We start from the raw sequence: 23270 nt of genomic DNA, 5'->3' as shown, positions 1-23270 counted from the left end.
CGCACATCCGACAAAGGGTCATGTTCCCTCAGGGGGCCTCGGGATACACCACATCCGGCAGATTTCTTGCGAAAAGCTCAATGTAGGTCAAACCGGATACTGGGGAGGTCTCCCGCCTCGGGTCGGCGGGTGGGGGGTGGCCCCGCACGCCGCCGGTGTCAGTGCCGCCGCCTTCCGCTGGCTCGCCGGTGCCCCCGCGCCGCGCCGCGCGCCTCGCGGTCACCCGCTCCGGCCGTGGCGCCGCTGGGCCGGGCGGCCTGCCGCAAGGGTCCGGGCACACTGACCGGCAGCGGGGAATGGCTTTGACGGGCAGCCCTGAGGGGGAGGGGGCGTGGCGGATAGCGTGCGGGGTGGAGGGGACGAAGGGGGATGGAGATGGCGGGGAAGCGACGGGTCCTGTACCGGCAGGGCTCCGGGTTCTGGCGGATGACGGCGAAGTGGGCCGCGGTCTTCGGGCTCCTCTACCTGGCGGACGGCGGGCTGCTCCGCTCGTGGGGCGACGCCCTGGTCTGGCCGCTGATCGGGGTGGTGCTCTGGGTGCCGTTCGGGATCGGTGCCGCCTGGTACCCGAAGAAGGACCAGCGGATCACGCTGACGACATGTGAACTGCTCATCCGGCGCAGGCGGCTGCCGATGGACGAGGTGAACCTGCTGCACGTGGCGCGGCTGTGGCTGGAGGGGCGGTCGACCGCGGACGAGCAGCCGGTCCGGCAGTGGCCGCGCGCCGTCCGGGTGGTCTGGGTCCCGCTGCGGGACGGCCGGGCGTACGGCGTGGAGTTCCGCGACCCCGCCGCGTTCGCCGAGGTCCTCGGCGCCTTCGCGGTCGCGGCGTGCGGCGGTCCGGACGCCGTCCGCGCGAGGGCGGCGGCGACGACGTACCCGGACCCGCGCCCCATGCGGGCCCGCTCCGCCGACACCGCCGCCTCCGGGTCGGACGTCCTGGACCTCTTCGGCTGAGAGCCGGTGATGGCCGGGCGGGCGAGGCGCGGGAACGCGCACCCGCCGACGACCGCACGGAGCGCCACCTCCGCACGGCGGTCCGGCCCGCTCCCCTGGAGGTACCGCCCGCGGCCACGCCCTCGTGCAGCTCGGCCGCCGTACGTGCTCGTACGGCCGGGTGGGCGGCCTCGGTCCGGGCTCCCGCGGAATACCGCCCGCGGCGCTCACAGTCGCCTGCCATACGTGCTCGTACGACCGGGCCACCGCCCATGCCCGCGGCCACGCCCTCGTACAGCTCGGCCGCCGCGTGCGACCGGCCACGCCCCCGTACAGTCGCCCGCGCCCCGCGCCCCGCGCCCGCGCCCCGGTCCGTGCCCTGTCCCGTGCGGGAGGCGGTTCGAGTCCGGGTCGAGGCGCTGCGGGCACGCTGCGGCCCGCACGCCCGTCCGTCCCAGGGGCGCCGTGGCGGCGCGGCGGCGCGGTGGCCTGCGGTGCGGTGCGCTCCGGGTTCCGTGCGCTCCGGGTTCCGTGCGACGTCCCTGTGACGTAGCTGCGACGTCCCTGCGGCGTCCTGGGCGACAGGCTGTCCGACCGCGCTCGAGCCTCCCGGGCATGACCTTGCCGCGGTGATGTACTAGTGTTATCTCGACATCGAGATATCTGCTGACGACGCACCGCGGCCGCCCGCTCGGGTAAGGGTCACCTAACTAAGCCTTACCTTAGCGGATCGGTGACAAGCCTGTGGCGGCAGGATGCGGTTGAACGCGCACATTGATGAAGGAGACTGTCGTGTCGGCGAACAGCTTCGACGCCCGCAGCACGCTGCGCGTGGGCGACGAGTCGTACGAGATCTTCCGGCTGGACAAGGTTGAGGGCTCGGCTCGCCTGCCCTACAGCCTCAAGGTCCTGCTGGAGAACCTGCTCCGCACCGAGGACGGCGCGAACATCACCGCCGACCACATCCGCGCGCTCGGCAACTGGGACTCGCAGGCCCAGCCGAGCCAGGAGATCCAGTTCACGCCGGCCCGCGTGATCATGCAGGACTTCACCGGTGTCCCGTGCGTCGTGGACCTCGCCACCATGCGCGAGGCCGTCAAGGAGCTCGGCGGCGACCCGTCGAAGATCAACCCGCTGGCGCCGGCCGAGCTGGTCATCGACCACTCCGTCATCGCCGACAAGTTCGGCACCGCGGACGCCTTCGGCCAGAACGTCGAGCTGGAGTACGGCCGCAACAAGGAGCGCTACCAGTTCCTGCGCTGGGGCCAGACCGCGTTCGACGAGTTCAAGGTCGTCCCGCCGGGCACCGGCATCGTCCACCAGGTGAACATCGAGCACCTGGCCCGCACCGTCATGGTCCGGGGCGGCCAGGCGTACCCCGACACCCTCGTCGGCACCGACTCGCACACCACCATGGTCAACGGCCTCGGTGTGCTCGGCTGGGGCGTCGGCGGCATCGAGGCCGAGGCCGCCATGCTCGGCCAGCCGGTCTCCATGCTGATCCCGCGCGTCGTCGGCTTCAAGCTGACCGGCGAGCTGCCCACCGGCACCACCGCCACCGACCTGGTGCTGACCATCACCGAGATGCTCCGCAAGCACGGTGTCGTCGGCAAGTTCGTCGAGTTCTACGGTGAGGGCGTCGCCGCCACCTCCCTGGCCAACCGCGCCACCATCGGCAACATGTCGCCGGAGTTCGGCTCCACCGCCGCGATCTTCCCGATCGACGGCGAGACCCTGAACTACCTGCGCCTCACCGGCCGCTCCGAGCAGCAGGTCGCCCTCGTCGAGGCGTACGCCAAGGAGCAGGGCCTCTGGCTGGACCCGACCGCCGAGCCGGACTTCTCCGAGAAGCTGGAGCTGGACCTGTCGACGGTCGTCCCGTCGATCGCCGGCCCGAAGCGCCCGCAGGACCGCATCATCCTGGCGAACGCCGCCGAGCAGTTCGCGCAGGACGTCCGCAACTACGTCGACGACGTGGACGAGGCGGGCAAGGAGTCCTTCCCGGCGTCCGACGCCCCGGCCAACACGCCGAACGGCGCCCCGTCGAAGCCGGTCCCGGTCACCGCGCCCGACGGGTCGACGTACGAGATCGACCACGGTGCCGTGACGGTCGCCGCCATCACCTCCTGCACCAACACCTCGAACCCGTACGTCATGGTCGCCGCGGCGCTCGTGGCGAAGAAGGCGGTCGAGAAGGGCCTGACCCGCAAGCCGTGGGTCAAGACCACCCTCGCCCCGGGCTCGAAGGTCGTCACCGACTACTTCGACAAGGCGGGCCTCACCCCCTACCTCGACAAGGTCGGCTTCAACCTCGTCGGCTACGGCTGCACCACCTGCATCGGCAACTCCGGCCCGCTGCCGGAGGAGGTCTCCAAGGCCGTCAACGACCACGACCTCGCCGTCACCTCGGTCCTCTCCGGCAACCGCAACTTCGAGGGCCGCATCAACCCCGACGTCAAGATGAACTACCTGGCGTCCCCGCCGCTGGTGGTCGCCTACGCCCTCGCCGGCTCCATGAAGGTGGACATCACCAAGGACGCCCTGGGCACCGACCAGGACGGAAACCCGGTCTACCTGAAGGACATCTGGCCGACGGAGGCCGAGGTCAACGACGTCGTCGCCAACGCCATCGGCGAGGACATGTTCTCGAAGTCCTACGCGGACGTGTTCGCCGGCGACGCCCAGTGGCAGGCGCTGCCGATCCCGACCGGCAACACCTTCGAGTGGGACCCGCAGTCCACCTACGTCCGCAAGCCCCCGTACTTCGAGGGCATGACGATGGACCCGGCCCCGGTCGAGGACATCTCCGGCGCCCGGGTCCTGGCGAAGCTGGGCGACTCGGTCACCACCGACCACATCTCCCCGGCCGGCGCCATCAAGGCCGACACCCCGGCCGGCAAGTACCTCACCGAGCACGGTGTGGAGCGCCGCGACTTCAACAGCTACGGCTCGCGCCGCGGCAACCACGAGGTCATGATCCGCGGTACGTTCGCCAACATCCGCCTGCGCAACCAGATCGCGCCGGGCACCGAGGGCGGCTACACCCGCGACTTCACGCAGGACGGCGCGCCGGTCTCCTTCATCTACGACGCCTCCCAGAACTACCAGGCCGCCGGCATCCCGCTGGTCGTCCTGGCGGGCAAGGAGTACGGCTCCGGCTCGTCCCGCGACTGGGCGGCCAAGGGCACGGCGCTCCTCGGTGTCAAGGCCGTCATCGCCGAGTCGTACGAGCGCATCCACCGCTCGAACCTCATCGGCATGGGCGTGCTCCCGCTCCAGTTCCCGGAGGGCGCCTCGGCCGAGTCCCTCGGCCTGACCGGCGAGGAGACCTTCTCCATCGCGGGCGTCACCGAGCTGAACGAGGGCCGCACCCCGCGCACGGTGAAGGTCACCACCGACACCGGCGTCGAGTTCGACGCGGTCGTCCGCATCGACACCCCCGGTGAGGCCGACTACTACCGCAACGGCGGCATCATGCAGTACGTGCTGCGCAACCTGATCCGCGGCTGAGTCCCGGCAGGCCCCCGCGGCTGAGGGCCGCACCCCGTTCCGTACGGGGTGCGGCCCTTCCGCTTTCCCGGCTTCGCACGAGGGGCTGACGGCTGTCATGTCCGGACTTCTCGTCCAACGCCTGGGCGGCGCACCCCGGCTGGTTCCGCGTCTACCTCACCGAGGACGGCTACGACCCGACCCGCGCCCTCACCTGGGACGGCATGGAGGACGAGCCGTTCCTGACGGTGGACCACGCGGGCCTCCACGGCAGCCCGGCACCGTGGAGGACCACCACTCCCGGACCGGCGACCTCCCCGCCGCGCTCCGGCAGACTCCCCGGCGGACCGGACGCCTCAGCCGCAAGGGCGTGCGTACGGGGGTGCCTCGCGCACCAGGGCGTGCGGTCCGGGGGCGGTTGCGGGGAGGGGCCGCGTGCAGGGGCCGCGTGCAGGGCGTGCTCACGGGGGCGTACGCCAGGGCCCGTCCCGCGGCACGCTGCACGGAACCGACCACGCCGCCACCCGGGAGATCCGGCGGAATGAACCGGTGCGGCGACGGTGGGACCGGGGAGTGTTGCCGCGCACCAGGGCGCCGCGCGTCCCCGACACTGGGCCGCATGAAAACGATCAGTCGTCGGCTCGCCGGTCTGCGAGCCCGAGCCAGGTCGGCCGGCGTCATCTGCGCGATCGCCGCGGCCACCGTCCCCGCCGTGCTCCTCGGCCCCGCCGCCCAGGAGGCAGCCGCGGCCCCCCTCCCCGGCGGCCTCGGCCCCTGCGCGGGGGACAACTGCCCGGACCGCCACCCGGGCATCAACAACGGCCCCATCACCCACCGGGACGACGGCGTCAACATCTTCGTCGGAGCGGACTTCCTCGTCCGCGGACGAGCCGCCGAGGCGGAGGGCCGGATCGTGGTCCTCGACGACTTCGACCTGGCCAAGGACACCGGCGCGAGCGCCGCGTACAACGTCGGCGTGGTGGGCGTCGGCTCCCGGGTCCCGCCGCCCGCCGGCTCCGACTTCCTCGTCACCGGCGGCGACGTCACCGTGGCCGCCGACCAGCGGCTCATCGCCGAAGGCGGCGTCGTCCGGCACGCCGGCACCGCTACGGGCACGATCCTGGGCACCACCGTCCAGGACCCCCGGGCGACCGCCCGCTACCAGGCGCTGCGCGACCGGCTGACCGACGCGAGCCAGTGCTACGCGCGCGTGGACGGCAGCCCCAGGACCGCCACCGGCACGGCCGTCAACCAGGGCGGGCAGACCCTCTTCACCGGTGACGGCACCTCGCCGCTCCAGGTCTTCAACGTCGACTTCGACCTCACCACGGCCACCGGCGGCCAGCAGGGGCTGGTCTTCAGGAACATCCCCGCGGGCGCCACCATCCTGGTCAACGTCTTCGGCACGAACCGCGTGCTGAGCACCTACAGCGGCGGCATTGACGACGCGACCGACCCGCTGAACGGGTACCGGGAGCGGCTCCTGTGGAACTTCCCCGACAGCACCGCGCTCTCCCTGGCAGGCACGGGCCAGTTCCAGGGCAGCGTGCTGGTCGGCGCCCAGGACTCCCGCACCACGGTGACCCTCCCCGGCGTCAACGGCCGGTTCTTCACCACCGGTTCCCTCGTCCACACCAGCTCCGCCACGGGCGGCGGCGGCCAGGAGTTCCACGCCTACCCCTTCGACGGCGACCTGCCGGACTGCGGCTCCACCCCCCAGCCGGTGCGGGGTGAGGTGCGGGTGGTGAAGCGGGACGCGGACAGCGGTGCGGTGCTGCCGGGTGCGCGGTTCGAGTTGTGGGAGGAGACGAACGGGGTCGCGGGCCTGCAGGTGTCGGGGGCGGGTGCGGACACGCGGGTGGGCGTGTGTACGACGGACGCGCGGGGTGTGTGCGCGCGGACGGTGGGGGAGGGTGCGTACTACTGGCGTGAGGTGGGGGCGCCTGAGGGGTACGAGCTGCCGGATCCGGCGGTGTTCGGTCCGCTGGAGCTGGACGCGTCGAACGCGGAGCGGGGCGTGCAGGTGACCGCCCTCAACACCCGTACCCCGCAGCCCGCCCGCGGCAGCCTCTGGATCCACAAGACCGACGCCAAGAACGGTGAGCCGCTCCCCGGCGCCGTGTTCGAGCTGTGGCGGGAGACCAACGGCGTCGCCGGCCTCCAGACCGGCGGCGCCCGGCCCGACACCCGGCAGGGCGCCGGCTGCTCCACCGACGAGATCGGCGTCTGCTCCTTCACCGGACTCCCCGCGGGCACCTACTACCTCCGGGAGACCGCCGTGCCCGAGGGCTACGTGCTGCCGGAGGACCCCGTGACCGGCCCGTACGTCCTCACGGAGGAGAACATCGGCGACGAGGTCGTCGTGGAGGTCGCCAACGAGCGCGGCGAGCCGGGCAAGGGCGGCAAGGGCAGGGACCGCGCCCTGTGACCGGCGTCCGGTTCCGGCACACCCGGGGCCCCACGGGGCAGGCAGGGCCCCGCTGACCCGGCGGGCCCGCCGTCACCGGTCCGGCCGCTCATCCCTGGGCGGCCGGACCGGCCTGCTGGTAGCTGTGGAATCGGACGCGGCGACCGCGGCGCACGAGCAGCGAGAGGCGGGCAGGCATGACCAGGACGGTTCCCCTCGGCGCACTGGCCCTCGTCCTGGCCCTCGGGCCCGCGGGAAGCGGCGCCGCCGTCGCGGCGGAAGCGGACTGCACCGCCCCCACCGGCCCGTACCAGCGGCTGATGGAGGAGGCCCTGGGCAGGCCCGTCGACGGCGTCCAGTCCCCGGAGGACTGCGCGGCCGTCCGGCGGTTCCAGCAGGACAACGGCGTCGAACCGGCCGACGGCTACGCCGGCCTCGCCACGTACCGCCACCTCGTGGCCGTGCGGGCGCGCACCGACCCGAACGCCGAAGGCCGGTGCCCGGAACGCGACCGGCGGGTCGCATGCGTCGACCTCGACCGCCAGATCCTGTGGGTCCAGGAGTCCGGCACGGTCGTCTTCGCACCCGTACCCGTCCGCAGCGGCCGCGACAGCGAGGAGACGCGGCCCGGCCTGCACTCCGTCTACTGGCGCAGCAAGGACCACGTGTCGACCCTGTACGGCACGCCCATGCCGTACGCCCAGTTCTTCGACGGCGGCCAGGCGCTCCACGGGCGCCCGGAGGGGCTCTTCGACGGCGGCGGCTCCGCGGGCTGCGTCAACCTGGCGATGGACGACGCCGCCGCCCTGTGGGACCTGCTGTCGCTGGAGGACCTGGTGTACGTGTGGGGCACCAAGCCCGGCACCGCCGACTGACGCCCGGCCGGCTCACCTTCCGCCCGGCGCCAGCCGGTCCAGCAGCCCGCCGTCCGCCGGATAGGGCTCCTCCGCCGGGAGGAGCCGCCGTGCGGCGGCCAGGTCGCCGCCCCGCACCAGCGCGTGCACCTCGCGGGCGAGCGGGGTGACGTCCCGGATGGACACCGTCCACTCGTCGGCGTACCGCCGCGCCGCCTCGCCCGCGAGCCCCAGCTGCAGGGAGCGGTACGGCAGCGGCTGCAACCGCAGGTCCCGCTCCGGGTCCCACTGCACCCGTGCGGGGGCGCGCCGCAACTCCCGCCGCCAGGACGCCCGGTCGGGGTGCAGACCGCGCACGTAGTGGGACAGGCAGGCGTGCCGCAGCGCCCAGTCGAAGCCCTCGCGGCTGATCTCCACCGCCAGGACCGTCTGCTGGCCCTCCTTCTGCCCCCAGCCGCAGCGGTACATCATCCACAGGAACGACGGCTTGATCCAGGTCATTCGGTCGCGCTTCCAGGCCGGCGGGAACCGGCCGTCGCGGGCGGCGGGCAGCCCGAGGGCGGGGGAGTACGCCTGGTAGACGGTGATCGTGGTGGCGGTGTGGACCGCCCGGATCCGGCGGTACGGCTCGTTCATGCCCCTCAGGGTGGATCGGGACCCGGGCTCCCTGCCAGCGGATTTCCGGCGGGGGCGGCCGGGCCCGCGCGCGGAGGGCCCGTGCCCGGAGGGCCCGCGCTTCGAGCCGCCCTGCGTGGGGCACTCCGGTGGGTCCGGCCCCGCGAGTCTGTGGCCCTCGGGCGCGGCGTGCGGCCGGGTCGCCCCGCCGGGGCAGGAGGCGCCAGGGGGCGCGTCCGCAGGCGGTGCGGCGGCCGGTCCGGGAAAAGACTCGCGCCGAAAACTGTTGTCGATCTTGCCCCGCCGACGTCAAGTGGACTATACCTGTCGGCACCTGTCGGCGTCCGCGCGGACGCGGCTCCGGTACGACGGCGCACCACCCTGCACAGACCTGCACGACTCGGCACGACCCAGTTGCAACAGACCGCGGTGGCGCGGCCCTTCGCCCATGCAGGCCGTATCGGGCGACCGGCGCACCGCCTCAGTCCTGGAGAAGGCGAGGACTTGAGCATGGGATCCCCCTCCGACCACCGTGACGCACCCGACCGGCGCGACCTGATCAAGAGGGCCGCCGCGCTCGGTCTGGTCTCCGTCCCCGCCATGGGCTTCCTGTCCGCCTGCGCCACCGGCGGGGGCGGTGGAGGCGGCCAGGGCCAGGCGCCCGTCGGGGAGAAGACCGGCAAGAACCCGCTGGGCGTCAAGGAGGGCGTGCCCCTGGAGGCGTTTATCTTCAAGGGCGGCCTCGGGGACGAGTACGCCAAGGACGCCGAAGCCGACTTCAAGGCCGTCTACAAGGCCGAGGTCAAGCACACCGGCACCCAGCAGATCGGGCCCAAGCTCACCCCGCGCTTCGCCGGCGGCAACCCGCCGGACATCATCGACAACTCCGGCGCCGACCACCTCGACATGAACAAGCTGTCCACCCAGGGCCAGCTCCAGGACCTCACCGCCCTCCTCGACGCGCCGTCCATCGACGACCCGGCGAAGAAGGTCCGCGACACCATCCACCCCAGCACCGTCGAGAAGGGCCGGCACGGCGACGCGTTCGACGTGCTCTACTACGCCTTCACCGTCTACGGGACGTGGTACTCCAAGAAGCTCATGGACGACCGCGGCTGGGCGTACCCGAAGACCTTCGACGAGATGGTCGCGCTCTGCGGCGAGATCAAGAAGGCGGGTATCGCGCCCTGGACGTACGCCGGGAAGTACCCCTACTACGTCCACTTCAACCTCTTCGCCCAGATCGCCAAGATCGGCGGCATGGAGAAGTGGATCGCCATCGACAACCTGGAGCCGAACGCCTGGACGTCGAACGACGCAGTCCGGCAGACCGTCGAGCACTACGAGGAGCTCGCCGCGAAGGGCTGCTTCCTGGAGGGCAGCAAAGGGCTGACGCACATCCAGTCGCAGACCGCCTGGAACAAGGGGAAGGCCGTCTTCCTCCCCAACGGCTCGTGGGTCGAGAACGAGGCGGCGCCCACCACCCCGGCGGACTTCGGCATGTCCGTGGGCGCCCTCTTCGACGGCGGCGCCGGCGACGCGATGCCGCACGGCACCCTGCGGGCCGAGCCGAGCGAGCCGTACATCGTCGCCGCCAAGGGGAAGAACCCCGTCGGCGGCATGGAGATGCTGCGCATCATGCTCTCCCGCAAGCACGCCCAGAACTTCGCCACCAAGGTGAAGTCCCTGACGTGCGTCCTCGGCGCGACCGAGGGCATGACCCTCTCTCCGGGCCTGTCGTCGGCGAGCCAGGCCTTCGAGGCGGCCGGCGACAACATCGTCAGCCTCCAGCTCCAGGAGTGGTATCCGGCGCTCACCGACGACAAGATCGGCGGCCTCACCGGGCAGCTCCTCGCCGGGGAACTGAAGGCCGCCGACTGGATCAAGCGGGCGCAGGCGGAAGCCGACAAGGTGGCCAAGGACAGCTCCGTCACCAAGTTCACGCGCACCGCCTGAGGCCGCCGCCCAGCCGCGCCGGCTGCCGCGGTCCGGCGCCGCCTGCCCGTAGCGCAGCAGCCGCTGCGTCGCGGAGGGGCCGAGCTGCCGGCCGGCCGACGGCCCAGGCCGCGGGGCCGCCGCCGCGCAGCCGCCCGGCGCCGCCCCCGCCGCCCGTACGGCCGGACGGGCCGGGCCGTACGGCGGCAGCGCCTGCCGGTACGGCAGCACCGTGCCGCTGGTACCGACCGGCGGCGCCGCCGCGCCGTATGACCGCGCCGTATGACCGCACTGCATGACCGCGCCGTATGACCGCACTGCATGACCGCCCACGGCGGCACCGCCGTAAGACCGGGTCTGAAGAGGAGGGCCGGGGAGCCCCATGCAACACGGCAAGTACCGGATCATCGTGGGCTTCCTGGCCCTGCCACTGCTCGTCTACGGCGTCTTCGTCGTCTCGCCCTTCGTCCAGGCGTTCCAGATCTCGATGACCGACTGGTCCGGACTGGTCGGCAGCGCGCGCTTCGTGGGCCTCGACAACTTCGTACGCCTCTGGGACAGCGACGACTTCTGGAACGCGCTGCGCCACAACGTCTCCATGCTGGCCCTCGTGCCCGTCGTCACGCTGGGGCTCGGCCTGTTCTTCGCCTTCATGCTGAACGTGGGCGGGCGGCGCCGCCGCGGGGACCTCGTCACCGGGGTGGCGGGCTCCCGGTTCTACAAGTTCGTCTTCTTCTTCCCGCAGGTCATCTCCATCACCATCATCGCCGTCATCTGGTTCAACATCTACAACCCCGACCCCGACGACGGCATGCTGAACGCCCTGCTCGGCGCCGTCGGCCTGGACGGGCTCCAGAACGCCTGGCTGGGGGAGAAGAGCATCGCCCTGTGGTGCATCAGCGCCGTCATGGTCTGGGGGCACGTCGGCTTCTACGTCGTGCTGTTCTCCGCCGCCATGGCCTCCATCCCGCGCGACATCTACGAGGCGGCACTGCTGGACGGCGCGGGCCGCTTCCCCACCTTCTTCCGCATCACCCTGCCGCTGCTCTGGGACACCGTGCAGACCGGCTGGGTCTACATGGGCATCATCGCCCTGGACGCCTTCGCCCTCGTCCAGATCATGTCGGTGAACATGGGCGGGCCGGACGGCGCCACCGACGTCATGCCGCTGCGGCTCTACCAGACGGCGTTCCGCGACAGCCAGTACGGCTACGCCGCCGCCATGGGCGTCGCCATGCTGGTGGTGACCATGACGTTCGCCGTCCTCGCGCTGCGCCTCGGGCGCCGCGAGCGGATCGAGTACTGAGGGGACGACGACGCCGATGGCGACAGAAGAGATCCAGAAGACCGACGGCGTCCGCGGGACCGCGGCCCGGCCCCGCGGGACCGCGGGCGTGACCGGGGCGCTCGGGCCCGCCCCCGGGCGGCCCGCCGAGGGCCGGGCGCTGAACGTCTTCTCCCACGGCATCCTCGTGCTGTGGGCCCTGATGGTGGGCGTGCCGCTGCTGTGGGTGCTGTGGAGCTCCTTCAAGGACAGCAACGGCATCCTCAGCGACCCCTGGGGGCTGCCCACGGTGCTCCACTGGGAGAACTGGGCCAACGCCTGGAACCAGGCGCACATGGGCCGCTACTTCCTCAACACGGCGGTCGTGGTGGGCGGTTCCGTGGTCGGCACGATGGTGCTGGGCTCCATGGCCGCGTACGTGCTGGCCCGGTTCGCCTTCCCCGGCAACCGGTTCGTCTACTACCTGTTCGTCGCCGGCATGTCCTTCCCGGTCTTCATGCTGGTGATCCCGCTCTTCTTCGTGCTGCGGGACTTCCCCGGCGGCTCCCTGCTGGCGACGCACCACGGGCTGATCCTGGTGTACATCGCGTACTCGCTGCCGTTCACGGTCTTCTTCATGACCGCGTTCTTCCGGACGCTGCCGACCTCGGTGGCGGAGGCGGCGCTGATCGACGGCGCCTCCCACACCCGTACGTTCTTCCAGGTCATGCTGCCGATGGCGAAGCCGGGCCTGATCAGCATCGGCATCTTCAACTTCCTGGGCCAGTGGAACCAGTACCTGCTGCCGATGGTGCTGAACCAGGAGGAGGACACCTACGTCCTGACGCAGGGCCTCGCCATGATCGCCCTGCAGAACGGCTACGAGAACGACTGGGGCGCGCTGATGGCCGGCATGATGATCGCCATGCTGCCGGTGCTCGTCGTCTACGCGGCCTTCCAGCGGCAGGTCCAGGCCGGCCTGACCGCAGGCGCCCTGAAGTAACCGGACGGCACCCCGCGGCAACCGCGGCGCCCGCGCCCGCGCGCACCGGCCGCGGCGAAGCCCGCGCACCCCTGGCCGCCCATCGGAGCTGCCCGGGGCCCGCGGCCCGCGCCTGCCCGCGGCCCGCACCGTCCGCAGCCCGAATTCGGAGGCCGCCCGCCCCTGGCCGCCGCCACCCGCACCGTCCGCAGCCCGAATTCGGAGGCCGCCCGCCCCTGGCCGCCGCCACCCGCACCTTCCGCAGCCCGTAGCAAAGGCCCGCCCGCGGTCCGCAGCGGAGGCCGCCCGCCGCCCCGCACCGCGCGCAGCGCAGGCCGCCTGTCCTTCGCTGTCCGTCGGCGCCGCCCGGGGCCCGCCGCCCGTGCCCACCCGGGGCACCCCCGCCGCCTGGCATCCGCGCCGCCCGCCGCGGCGACCGTACGAACCGTGAACCGCCGGCCCGTGGTCTCGGCCACCGGGTTGGCGGTTTCCGCATGGGTGGTTCCCGACATTTCGGGTTTCTCGTGACATTACCCGCTCATCGGAGCTTCGTGATGCTCAAGGCCTTGACGGGGGGCAACCGCAAACGCTCAGCTTAGAGTTCACATGTTGGAGAAAACGGCAGGAGTGAGTGGGTCGATGGAGACTCCCGGGTCGCAGACGTCACTGCATCGGGCCAACCTTGAGCGGGTCGTACGGGCCGTGCGGATGGCCGGTTCCCTCACCCAGGCGGAGATCGCCCGGGCCACCGGGCTGTCCGCCGCGACGGTCTCCAACATCGTGCGGGAGCTGAAGGAGACCGGCACGGTCGAGGTCACGCCCACGTCGGCAGGCGGCCGCCGGGCCCGGAGCGTCTCGCTCAGCGGCGACGCCGGCATCGTGATCGGCGTCGACTTCGGCCACACCCACCTGCGGGTCGCCGTGGGCAACCTCGCCCACCAGGTCCTCGCCGAAGAGGCCGAGCCGCTCGACGTGGACGCCTCGGCCGCGGACGGTTTCGACCGGGCGGAGCAGCTGGTCAAGCGGCTGATCGCGACCACCGGAATCGGCCAGGACAAGGTCGTCGGCGTCGGCCTCGGCGTCCCCGGGCCCATCGACGTCTCGTCCGGCACCCTCGGCTCCACCTCCATCCTCCCGGGCTGGAGCGGCATCAACCCCGGCCAGGAGCTCTCCGCCCGCCTCGGGGTGCCCGTGTACGTGGACAACGACGCCAACCTCGGCGCGCTCGGCGAGCTGGTGTGGGGCGGCGGCCGGGGCGTGCGCGACCTCGCGTACATCAAGGTCGCCAGCGGCGTGGGCGCCGGCCTCGTCATCGACGGGCAGATCTACCGCGGCCCCGGCGGCACGGCGGGGGAGATCGGCCACATCACGCTCGACGAGTCCGGGCCGGTCTGCCGCTGCGGCAACCGCGGCTGCCTGGAGACCTTCGCCGCCGCGCGGTACGTCCTGCCGCTGCTCCAGCCGAGCCACGGCCCCGACCTCACCATGGAGCGGGTCGTCCAGCTGGCCCGGGAGGGCGACCCCGGCTGCCGCCGGGTGATCGCCGACGTCGGGCGGCACGTCGGCAGCGGCGTCGCCAACCTCTGCAACCTGCTCAACCCCAGCCGGGTGGTCCTCGGCGGTGACCTCGCGGAGGCCGGCGAGCTGGTGCTCGCGCCCATCCGCGAGTCCGTGTCGCGCTACGCGATCCCCAGTGCCGCCCGGCAGCTCTCCGTGGCCCCCGGCGCCCTCGGGGGCCGCGCGGAGGTGCTGGGCGCCCTCGCCCTCGTGCTGAGCGAGATGGGCGACTCGACGCTGCTGGACACCTCCGCCTCCGCCGCCCGCAGGTCCGGGCCGCGCACCACCGCTCGGGCCGCCGCCGAGGCGACTACGGGTGCGTTCATTTAGATAACGCATGGCACCGTTGTCATCTCGTTAAACATTTACTCCTTGACGGTAGGGGGAGCGGCCGAGTTGACTCACAGCCACCTCGGCCGCAGTGACGCGGCCTCGTCAGGGAGGTAACCCACATGAACGCAATGACGCGTCGCGTCGTCATAGGTACGGCCGCGGTCTCCATGGCCCTGTCCCTCGCCGCCTGCGGCCAGGCGGGCGGCGGCGACACCGCCGGCGACCAGGGCGACGGCAAGACCATCGGCCTGCTGCTCCCCGAGAACAAGACCACGCGCTATGAGACCTTCGACCGCCCGATCATCGAGGCGAAGATCAAGGAACTCTGCGACGACTGCGAGGTCAAGTACAACAACGCCGCGCAGGACACCGAGACCCAGAAGAAGCAGTTCGACGCGCTCGTCACGCAGGGCGTGAAGGTGATCATCCTCGACGCGGTCGACTACAAGGCCACCAAGTCCTGGGTCGAGCAGGCAGAGAAGAAGGGCGTGAAGGTCGTCGCGTACGACCGCCTCGCCGAGGGCCCGATCGCCGCCTACGTCTCGTACGACAACGAGAAGATCGGCCGGCTCCAGGGCCAGGGCCTCGTGAAGGCGCTGGGCGACAAGGCCAAGGAGGCCGAGGTCGTCATGATCAACGGGTCCCCGACCGACCCGAACGCCCCCCTGTTCAAGAAGGGCGCCCACAGCGTCCTGGACAAGGAGGTCGCGAAGATCGTCTACGAGCAGGACATCCCCGACTGGTCCCCGGACGAGGCCAGCAAGAAGATGGGCGCCGCCATCGACTCGCTCGGCAAGGACGGCTTCGACGGCGTCTACTCCGCCAACGACGGCATGGCCGGCGGCATCATCACCGCCCTCAGCAAGCAGGGCATCAAGGTCCCGGTCGGCGGCCAGGACGCCGAGCTCGCCGGTCTCCAGCGGATCCTGAAGGGCGACCAGTCCTTCACGATCTACAAGCAGATCCGCCCCGAGGCCGAGACGACCGCCGAGATCGCCGTCGCCCTGCTCAAGGGCGAGAAGTGGGAGCACCTCACCCCGACCAAGGTGACCAGCCTGACGGGCGAGTTCAAGGACATCCCGGCGAAGCTGTTCGACGCGCAGATCGTCACCAAGGACAACATCGCCGACACGATCGTCCTCGACAAGGTCTACACGGCCGCCGACATCTGCACGGCCGAGTACAAGGCCGCCTGCGACGCCGCCGGCATCAAGTAGCCGAAGGACCCGCCGGGCGGCGGCCCGCACCGCGAGTGCCGCGCCGCGCCCGTCCGGCGGCCAGGCCCGGCGGCGGCCGGCCGTCGTCCGGAAGGCCCGCCCGCAGGCGGCGCCCGCCGGGCCGGCGCCCCGCCGCCCCGCGTACGGGCCCGCCCCCACGGGCCCCGCAGGGAGGGCCGTACCTCCTCCGGCTCTCCCCCCAGCCGGTCCGGCGCCCGCCCGCCCCACCCTGTCCGCGCACCAGCCCCGCAGCGGGCGGGCCGGGAAGGGCGGGCACCGGACGCCCCTCGCACACCCCTTGTGGTCGATAAGCACCACCATCCCCCCGCCGACAGGGGCGGGGTGAAGGAGATGATGTACGTGTCCGCTACGCCCGTGCTGGCGTTGCGCGGAGTCTCCAAGCGGTTCGGCGCCGTCCAGGCGCTGACCGACGTAGACCTGGAGATCCACGCCGGTGAGGTCGTCGCCCTGCTGGGCGACAACGGGGCCGGCAAGTCCACCCTCGTCAAGACCATCTCGGGAGTCCACCCGATCGACGAGGGCACCATCGAGTGGGAGGGCCGGCCCGTCCGGGTCGCCCGCCCCCACGACGCCCAGGACCTCGGGATCGCCACCGTCTACCAGGACCTGGCGCTCTGCGACAACCTCGACGTCGTCGCCAACCTGTTCCTCGGCAGCGAGATCCGCCGCGTCGGCGTCATCGACGAGATCGCGATGGAGAAGCGCGCCAAGGAACTCCTGGACACGCTCTCCATCCGCATCCCGAGCGTCCGCATCCCGGTCGCCTCCCTCTCCGGAGGCCAGCGCCAGGTCGTCGCCATCGCCCGCGCCCTGATCGGCAACCCGAAGGTCGTCATCCTGGACGAGCCGACCGCCGCACTCGGCGTCGAGCAGACCGCCCAGGTCCTCGACCTCGTCGAGCGGCTCCGCGAGAACGGCCACGGCGTCATCCTCATCACGCACAACATGGCCGATGTCCGCGCCGTCGCGGACCGCGCGGCCATCCTGCGCCTCGGGCGCAACAACGGTGTCTTCGACGTCAAGGGCACCTCCCACGAAGAGATCGTCGCCGCCATCACCGGCGCCACGGACAACGCCGTCACGCGCCGCCAGGCCCGTACGGCCGCGAAGGGGGACGCGCAGTGAGCGACCTCACCAGGACCCCGAAGCACCAGGGCGGCGCCCGCGCCACCGATGGCGGAAACGGTTCGGCCGCCCCCGTCCCGGCCGTGGACCCGCGCCTCCTCGTCCGCGAGGAGGGACTCAGGGGCTACTGGACCGAGTTCACCCGCAAGGTGCGCGGCGGCGAGCTGGGCTCCCTGCCGGTCCTCATCGGACTGATCGTCATCGCGGTCGTCTTCCAGTCCCAGAACGCGAACTTCCTCTCGGCGAGCTCCCTCGCGAACATCGCCGTCTACAGCGCGGGCCTCGGCATCATGGCCGTCGGCATCGTCTTCGTCCTGATCCTGGGCGAGATCGACCTGTCCGTCAGCTCCGTCGCGGGCGTCGGCGCCGCGGTCTGGGCCGTGCTGACCGTGAACAGCGGGCTGAACGACTGGCTCTCCATCGTCGCGGCCCTGCTGTCGGGCCTCGCCATCGGTCTGCTGAATGGTTTCTTCTTCGCCAAGGTCGGCGTGCCGGCCTTCGTCGTCACCCTCGCCGGCTTCCTCGCCTGGAGCGGCTTCCAGATCTGGCTGCTGGGCTCCGAGGGCACCATCAACGTCCCCTCCGGCAGCGTCGTCGAGGACCTGACCGGCTACTTCTTCGCCGACAAGGCCGCCGCCTACGGCCTCGCCGCCGTGGCCGTCCTCGCCTACGCCGGCTCGCTGCTGCGGGACGGCAAGCGCCGCCGCGCCGCCGGCCTGGCGGCCCGCCCGGTCAGCGAGGTCGCCCTGCGCACGGGCGCCGTGGCCGTGCTGTGCTTCGCCGTCGCGTACGTGCTCAACGAGCCGGCCGGCGCCCGCGGCCTGCCGCTGGCCCTGGTGATCTTCCTGGCCGTGCTGCTCGTCGCGGACTTCGTCGCCCGCCGCACCACCTTCGGCCGCCAGGTCTTCGCGGTCGGCGGCAGCGCGGAGGCCGCCCGCCGCGCCGGTATCAACGTCGACCGCGTCCGCATCCTGGTGTTCGGCATCTCCGGCATGCTCGGCGCCTTCGGCGGCCTGTTCATCGCCAGCCTCCAGAGCGGCGCCAGCAAGAGCCTCGGCGGCGGAAACACCCTGATGCTCGTCATCGCGGCGGCCGTCATCGGCGGCACCAGCCTCTTCGGCGGCCGCGGCAAGGTCTGGTCCGCGCTGCTCGGCATGATCGTCATCCAGTCGATCCAGCAGGGCCTGAACATGCTCGGCATGGCCAGCGAGATCCAGTACATGATCACCGGCGCGGTGCTGCTCGCCGCCGTCGTCATCGACTCGGTCTCCCGCAGGACCCAGAAGGACGCGGGCCGCGCCTGAGCGGCGCAGATCACGTCCGAGTGCCCGGCGCCGGGGAACCGGCGCCGGGCACTCGTTCGTCCTCCTACAGCGGTGGACCTCGGTACATCGGCGTACCCGCGTGTCGGCCGATGGTGTGATCATCAGGGGGACCTCCGGGGCACGGCCGGATGTCCGCACTCCGGGACGGAACATTAGACTCGGCGGATCGGCACGCTCGATCCTGATCGATCCCGACCGGCTCGATACGCACGCTCGACACACGCTCGCACACACAAGGAGGCACGGGTGGCTTTGCTGACCCGTATCAGGGGACCGCGCGATCTCGACCGGCTCTCCCCGGAGCAGCTGGAGCAGCTGGCCTCGGAGATCCGCGCGTTCCTCGTGGACGCCGTCTCCAAGACCGGAGGCCACCTCGGCCCCAACCTCGGTGTGGTGGAGCTGACCATCGCGCTGCACCGCGTCTTCGACTCCCCGAAGGACCGGATCCTCTGGGACACGGGCCACCAGTCGTACGTGCACAAGCTCCTCACCGGGCGTCAGGACTTCTCCAAGCTGAAGATGAAGGGCGGCCTGTCCGGCTACCCCGCCCGCGCCGAGTCCGCGCACGACCTCATCGAGAACTCGCACGCCTCCACCGTGCTGGGCTGGGCGGACGGCCTGGCCAAGGCCAACGAGGTCCTCGGCAGGGACGACCACGTCGTCGCCGTCATCGGCGACGGCGCGCTCACCGGCGGCATGGCCTGGGAGGCGCTCAACAACATCGCGGACGCCAAGGACCGGCCCCTCGTCATCGTCGTCAACGACAACGAGCGGTCGTACGCCCCCACCATCGGCGGCCTCGCCAACCACCTGGCCACCCTGCGCACCACCGACGGCTACGAGCGCTTCCTCGCCCGCACCAAGGACATCCTGGACCGCACGCCGGTCGTCGGGAAGCCGCTGTACGAGACGCTGCACGGCGCGAAGAAGGGCCTGAAGGACTTCATCGCCCCGCAGGGCCTCTTCGAGGACCTCGGCCTGAAGTACGTCGGCCCCATCGACGGCCACGACCTGGCCGCCGTCGAGTCGGCGCTCCAGCGGGCCAAGCGGTTCAACGGCCCGGTCATCGTGCACTGCCTCACCGAGAAGGGCCGCGGTTACCAGCCCGCGCTCCAGGACGAGGCGGACCGCTTCCACGCCGTCGGCAAGATCCACCCCGACACCGGCCTCCCCATCGCCTCCTCCGGCGCCGACTGGACCTCCGTCTTCGCGGACGAGATGGTCGAGCTCGGCAAGGAGCGCGAGGACGTCGTCGCCATCACCGCGGCCATGCTCCAGCCCGTCGGCCTGGACAAGTTCGCCAAGGCCTTCCCCGACCGCGTGTACGACGTCGGCATCGCCGAGCAGCACGCCGCGGTCTCCGCGGCCGGCCTGGCCGCCGGCGGCCTCCACCCGGTCGTCGCCGTCTACGCCACCTTCCTCAACCGCGCCTTCGACCAGGTCCTCATGGACGTCGCCCTGCACAACTGCGGAGTGACGTTCGTGCTGGACCGGGCCGGGGTCACCGGCACCGACGGCGCCTCCCACAACGGCATGTGGGACCTGTCGATCCTCCAGGTCGTGCCCGGCCTGCGGATCGCCGCCCCGCGCGACGCCGACCAGGTGCGCGCCCAGCTCCGGGAGGCCGTGGCGGTCGGGGACGCCCCGACCGTCGTGCGCTACTCCAAGGGCGCGGTCGGCCCGGCCGTGGAGGCCGTGGGCCGGGTCGGCGGCATGGACGTGCTGCGCGAGGCGGGCACGGACACCCCGGACGTGCTGCTGGTGTCCGTCGGCGCGCTCGCCCCGATGTGCCTGGAGGTCGCGGACCTGCTGGACAAGCAGGGCATCTCCACGACGGTCGTCGACCCGCGCTGGGTCAAGCCGGTCGACGAGGCGATGGCCCCGCTGGCGGAGCGCCACCGGGTCGTCGTGACGGTCGAGGACAACGGCCGCGTCGGCGGCGTCGGCAGCGCCGTCGCCCAGGCGCTGCGCGATGCCGGTGTGGACGTGCCGCTGCGCGACTTCGGCATCCCGCAGCGGTTCCTGGACCACGCCTCGCGCGCGGAGGTCCTCGCGGAGATCGGCCTGACGGCCCCCGACATCGCCCGCCAGGTCACCGGCCTCGTGTCGAAGATCGACGGACGGTACGAGGACGAGGACGAGGCGGCGGTCGAGCCCGTCCGCGACTGACGGCCGCCGCGGCCCGCAGGATGCGGTGCAGGGCCGGTGGGATACCCCGCACGGGGGTCCCGCCGGCCCTGCACCGTGTCAGCGGACGGCCGGGGTCAGGGCTCCAGCTTGACGGAGTTGTACGGCGTGTAGTCGTAGTCCGCGTACGTGCCGGCGCGCTGGGCGCCCTGGCAGCGGGTGCCGTTGGTGCCGAGGCAGTTGCGGGCGACCGCTCCGCCGGTCTGGTTGTTGAAGAACCGCTTCATCCCGTACTGGTTGTAGATGTTGTACGACCCGTACCGGTACCACTTGTGGCTCGGGACGCCGCCGTTCCAGCTGGCGTTCGGGTAGAGGCAGACGTACCCGGACGGGCAGCCCATGTACGAGGCGCGCTGCTCGGCCGCCTGGGCGCTGCCGCTGAGCGCGAGGACGCCGCCCGCGGCGAAGGCCAGGCCGACGGCGGCGCTCTTCCTGAAGGTGTGCCGGATGACGTTCATGGAGTGTTCCCCCTGGGGTGCGACCCCTGGTCGTGGGACGCGGCCCGGCTGGTCGGTCCGGGCCGTACCGTGCAGGCACATCTTCCCGGGCCCGCAGGGGGACGGCACCAGCCGATATCCGGACAACCGCCACTCTTCAGGAGCGAACGGCGCGCGGCCCGGCGCACTCCGCCCCGTGGTGTACCACCCTTTCGCGCAGTGCGCGGTCGGCGGTGACCACGAGGCAGCGGCGGCCCTCCGCTTCCCTGGCGAGCTCCACGATCGTGTCGTCCCCGCTGCCGGGCGCCGCCACCACCCGCACCCCGGGCACCGGCTCCACGCCCCTGGCCCGGCCCTCCACGACCATCACGATCTCCACGGGCCCCGGCAGCAGCCCGGGCAGCCCCTCCTGTGCGAGGCCTGCCAGCGAGTCGCGGAGCCGCTCGGCCGCGCCGCGGCGGTCGCGCCACCAGCCGTCGGGGACGGAGCCGACCACGTTCGCGGCGTCGACGACCAGCAGGGGCGCGGGGGCTGAGGGATCCGGCATGGAACCACGTTATCCACAGGCAGCGGCCGGATTTCTCCCGGTGTCGTACGCCGCTCGTACTATTGCCGAATGACTTCCCCGCGCGCATCCGTCAGCGACCCGGCCCTGGACGTCCTCGGCCGGGTCTTCGGCTACGACTCCTTCCGGGGTGAGCAGCGGGAGATCATCGAGCACGTCATAGGCGGCGGTGACGCACTCGTCCTCATGCCGACCGGTGGCGGGAAGTCGCTGTGCTACCAGATCCCCGCCCTGGTGCGGCCCGGTGTCGGCGTCGTCGTCTCGCCGCTCATCGCGCTCATGCAGGACCAGGTCGACGCCCTGCGGGCGCTCGGCGTGCGCGCCGGTTTCCTCAACTCCACGCAGGACCCGGACGAGCGGCGGCTCGTCGAGGCGGAGTTCGCGGCCGGCGAGCTGGACCTGCTGTACCTGGCGCCGGAGCGGCTGCGGGTCGAGTCGACGCTGCGGCTGCTGGAGCGCGGCACCATCGCGCTCTTCGCCATCGACGAGGCGCACTGCGTCGCCCAGTGGGGCCACGACTTCCGGCCCGACTACCTCCAGCTCTCCCGGCTCCACGAGCGCTGGCCCGACGTGCCGAGGATCGCCCTCACCGCGACCGCGACACGGGCCACGCACGCGGAGATCGCCGCCCGGCTGAACCTGGAGGGCGCCCGCCACTTCGTCGCCAGCTTCGACCGGCCGAACATCCAGTACCGCATCGTGCCCAAGAACGAGCCGAAGAAGCAGCTGCTGTCGCTGGTGAAGGGCGAGCACGAGGGCGACGCGGGCATCGTGTACTGCCTGTCCCGGGCGTCCGTCGAGAAGACGGCCGCGTTCCTGGTGGAGAACGGGGTCGCCGCGGTGCCGTACCACGCGGGCCTCGACGCCCGTACGCGCGCGGAGAACCAGGCCAGGTTCCTCCGGGAGGACGGCCTGGTCGTCGTGGCGACCATCGCCTTCGGCATGGGCATCGACAAGCCCGACGTCCGGTTCGTCGCCCACCTGGACCTGCCCAAGTCGGTCGAGGGCTACTACCAGGAGACCGGCCGCGCGGGGCGCGACGGGCAGCCCTCCACCGCCTGGCTGGCGTACGGGCTGAACGACGTCGTGCAGCAGCGCAGGATGATCGACACCTCCGAAGGCGACGCGGAGCACCGCCGCAGGCTCGCCGCGCACCTGGACGCCATGCTCGCCCTGTGCGAGACCGCCGAGTGCCGGCGCGTGCAGCTCCTGGCGTACTTCGGCCAGGAAGGCGCCTCGGCCTGCGGGAACTGCGACACGTGCCTCACCCCGCCGAAGACCTGGGACGGGACGATCGCCGCGCAGAAGGTGCTGTCCACGGTCGTGCGCCTCAAGCGGGAGCGGAACCAGTCCTTCGGCGTCGGGCAGATCGTCGACATCCTGCTCGGCCGCAGGACCGCGAAGGTCATCCGCTTCGACCACGACGCGCTCAGCGTCTTCGGTATCGGCGCCGACCTGACCGAGGCGCAGTGGCGGGGCGTGGTCCGCCAGCTGCTGGCGCAGCGGCTGCTGGCCGTGCAGGGCGAGTACAACACCCTGTTCCTGACGGACGAGTCCGCGGAGGTCCTGGGCGGGCGCAGGCAGGTCCTGCTGCGCAGTGAGCCGGAGAAGCCGGTGCGGGCGGCCAAGGGCGTGGGGGCGAAGAAGCCGGCGCCCGCGGACCTGCCCGAGGACGCCCTGCCCGTCTTCGAGCGCCTGCGGGCCTGGCGGGCGGCGACGGCGAAGGAGCTGGGCGTTCCCGCCTACGTGGTCTTCCACGACGCGACGCTGCGGGAGATCGCGACGGCCCGGCCGACGGCCCTCGCGGAGCTGGGGGCCGTGAGCGGGGTCGGCGAGAACAAGCTGGCCAAGTTCGGCGAGCAGCTCCTGGAAGTGCTGGCGGCGGAGGAGGGCTGAGACCTCCGCAGGATCTGCCCCCCGCCCGCCCCGCATCGGGTGCCGCCTGCGCCCGACCCGCTCCTCGCACACGGGCGGGCAGCTGCCCCGTCCGGCGGGCCAGGACGAGCGCCACGGAGACGCGA

The 23270-nt window shown here is 72.0% G+C and carries 16 protein-coding genes and 1 pseudogene; 14 read left to right on the top strand and 3 right to left on the bottom strand.

Annotated elements, in window-relative coordinates:
* The first annotated feature begins 375 nt into the window (after positions 1-375).
* The 5 genes and pseudogenes from L6E17_RS20275 (at position 376) to L6E17_RS20255 (ending at position 7707) form a co-directional block, all read left to right on the top strand.
* The gene (locus tag L6E17_RS20275) at positions 376-957 is read left to right on the top strand and encodes a hypothetical protein (protein WP_236242175.1); all 582 of its coding nucleotides are present in this window, start codon (positions 376-378) and stop codon (positions 955-957) included.
* 771 nt (positions 958-1728) lie between these two features.
* Positions 1729-4446, top strand: coding sequence for an aconitate hydratase AcnA (acnA, locus tag L6E17_RS20270; protein ID WP_308315913.1), 2718 nt, complete (start codon positions 1729-1731; stop codon positions 4444-4446).
* Positions 4447-4550: 104 nt separating this feature from the next.
* Positions 4551-4747: pseudogene (locus L6E17_RS20265) on the top strand (lytic polysaccharide monooxygenase); the annotation flags it as partial.
* Between the two features lie 297 nt (positions 4748-5044).
* The gene (locus L6E17_RS20260; protein WP_236242173.1) at positions 5045-6853 is read left to right on the top strand and encodes a choice-of-anchor A family protein; all 1809 of its coding nucleotides are present in this window, start codon (positions 5045-5047) and stop codon (positions 6851-6853) included.
* A 176-nt stretch (positions 6854-7029) separates the two neighbouring features.
* Positions 7030-7707 (top strand): L,D-transpeptidase, encoded by a 678-nt coding sequence (locus L6E17_RS20255; RefSeq protein ID WP_236242172.1) that lies wholly within the window; start codon positions 7030-7032, stop codon positions 7705-7707.
* 12 nt (positions 7708-7719) lie between these two features.
* On the opposite strand, the gene L6E17_RS20250 is transcribed toward L6E17_RS20255, so the two are convergent.
* Entirely contained in the window at positions 7720-8322 is a 603-nt protein-coding gene (locus tag L6E17_RS20250) for a DUF4291 domain-containing protein (RefSeq protein ID WP_236242171.1), read from the bottom strand.
* A 489-nt stretch (positions 8323-8811) separates the two neighbouring features.
* Between L6E17_RS20250 and ngcE the strand changes: the two genes are divergently transcribed.
* From ngcE to dxs, 8 genes are all read left to right on the top strand, one after another.
* Positions 8812-10257, top strand: a complete 1446-nt coding sequence (gene ngcE, locus L6E17_RS20245; protein WP_236242170.1) for an N-acetylglucosamine/diacetylchitobiose ABC transporter substrate-binding protein — start codon at positions 8812-8814, stop codon at positions 10255-10257.
* Positions 10258-10618: 361 nt separating this feature from the next.
* The gene (locus tag L6E17_RS20240; protein WP_236242169.1) at positions 10619-11542 is read left to right on the top strand and encodes a carbohydrate ABC transporter permease; all 924 of its coding nucleotides are present in this window, start codon (positions 10619-10621) and stop codon (positions 11540-11542) included.
* A 16-nt stretch (positions 11543-11558) separates the two neighbouring features.
* Complete coding sequence (locus L6E17_RS20235) at positions 11559-12503, top strand: carbohydrate ABC transporter permease (RefSeq protein WP_236242168.1); 945 nt, start codon at positions 11559-11561, stop codon at positions 12501-12503.
* Positions 12504-13121: 618 nt separating this feature from the next.
* Positions 13122-14369, top strand: a complete 1248-nt coding sequence (locus L6E17_RS20230; RefSeq protein WP_236242167.1) for an ROK family transcriptional regulator — start codon at positions 13122-13124, stop codon at positions 14367-14369.
* 122 nt (positions 14370-14491) lie between these two features.
* On the top strand, positions 14492-15589 hold the full coding sequence (locus tag L6E17_RS20225) for a sugar ABC transporter substrate-binding protein (RefSeq protein WP_374109102.1): 1098 nt from the start codon (positions 14492-14494) through the stop codon (positions 15587-15589).
* Between the two features lie 351 nt (positions 15590-15940).
* On the top strand, positions 15941-16735 hold the full coding sequence (locus L6E17_RS20220) for an ATP-binding cassette domain-containing protein (RefSeq protein ID WP_236242467.1): 795 nt from the start codon (positions 15941-15943) through the stop codon (positions 16733-16735).
* Positions 16732-18039 carry a sugar ABC transporter permease gene (locus tag L6E17_RS20215; RefSeq protein ID WP_374109101.1) on the top strand — a complete coding sequence of 436 codons (1308 nt, stop codon included), beginning with the start codon at positions 16732-16734 and terminating at the stop codon, positions 18037-18039. The genes L6E17_RS20220 and L6E17_RS20215 overlap by 4 nt, the downstream gene beginning before the upstream one ends.
* 267 nt (positions 18040-18306) lie before the next feature.
* Complete coding sequence (gene dxs / locus L6E17_RS20210) at positions 18307-20229, top strand: 1-deoxy-D-xylulose-5-phosphate synthase (RefSeq protein WP_236242166.1); 1923 nt, start codon at positions 18307-18309, stop codon at positions 20227-20229.
* 95 nt (positions 20230-20324) lie between these two features.
* On the opposite strand, the gene L6E17_RS20205 is transcribed toward dxs, so the two are convergent.
* Positions 20325-20705, bottom strand: a complete 381-nt coding sequence (locus tag L6E17_RS20205) for a hypothetical protein (protein WP_236242165.1) — start codon at positions 20703-20705, stop codon at positions 20325-20327.
* A 136-nt stretch (positions 20706-20841) separates the two neighbouring features.
* Positions 20842-21231: an NTP pyrophosphohydrolase gene (locus tag L6E17_RS20200; protein ID WP_236242164.1), complete on the bottom strand. Its 390-nt coding sequence runs from the start codon at positions 21229-21231 to the stop codon at positions 20842-20844.
* Between the two features lie 69 nt (positions 21232-21300).
* On the opposite strand from L6E17_RS20200, the gene recQ reads away from it, so the two are divergent.
* Positions 21301-23145 carry a DNA helicase RecQ gene (gene recQ, locus L6E17_RS20195; RefSeq protein WP_236242163.1) on the top strand — a complete coding sequence of 615 codons (1845 nt, stop codon included), beginning with the start codon at positions 21301-21303 and terminating at the stop codon, positions 23143-23145.
* Positions 23146-23270 lie beyond the last annotated feature (125 nt).

Origin of the sequence: Streptomyces sp. CC228A (assembly GCF_021390935.1) — a bacterium.
GTDB lineage: Bacteria > Actinomycetota > Actinomycetes > Streptomycetales > Streptomycetaceae > Streptomyces.
Note: the sequence above shows the minus strand (reverse complement) of the source record. Positions and strands in the feature narration are given on the sequence as shown.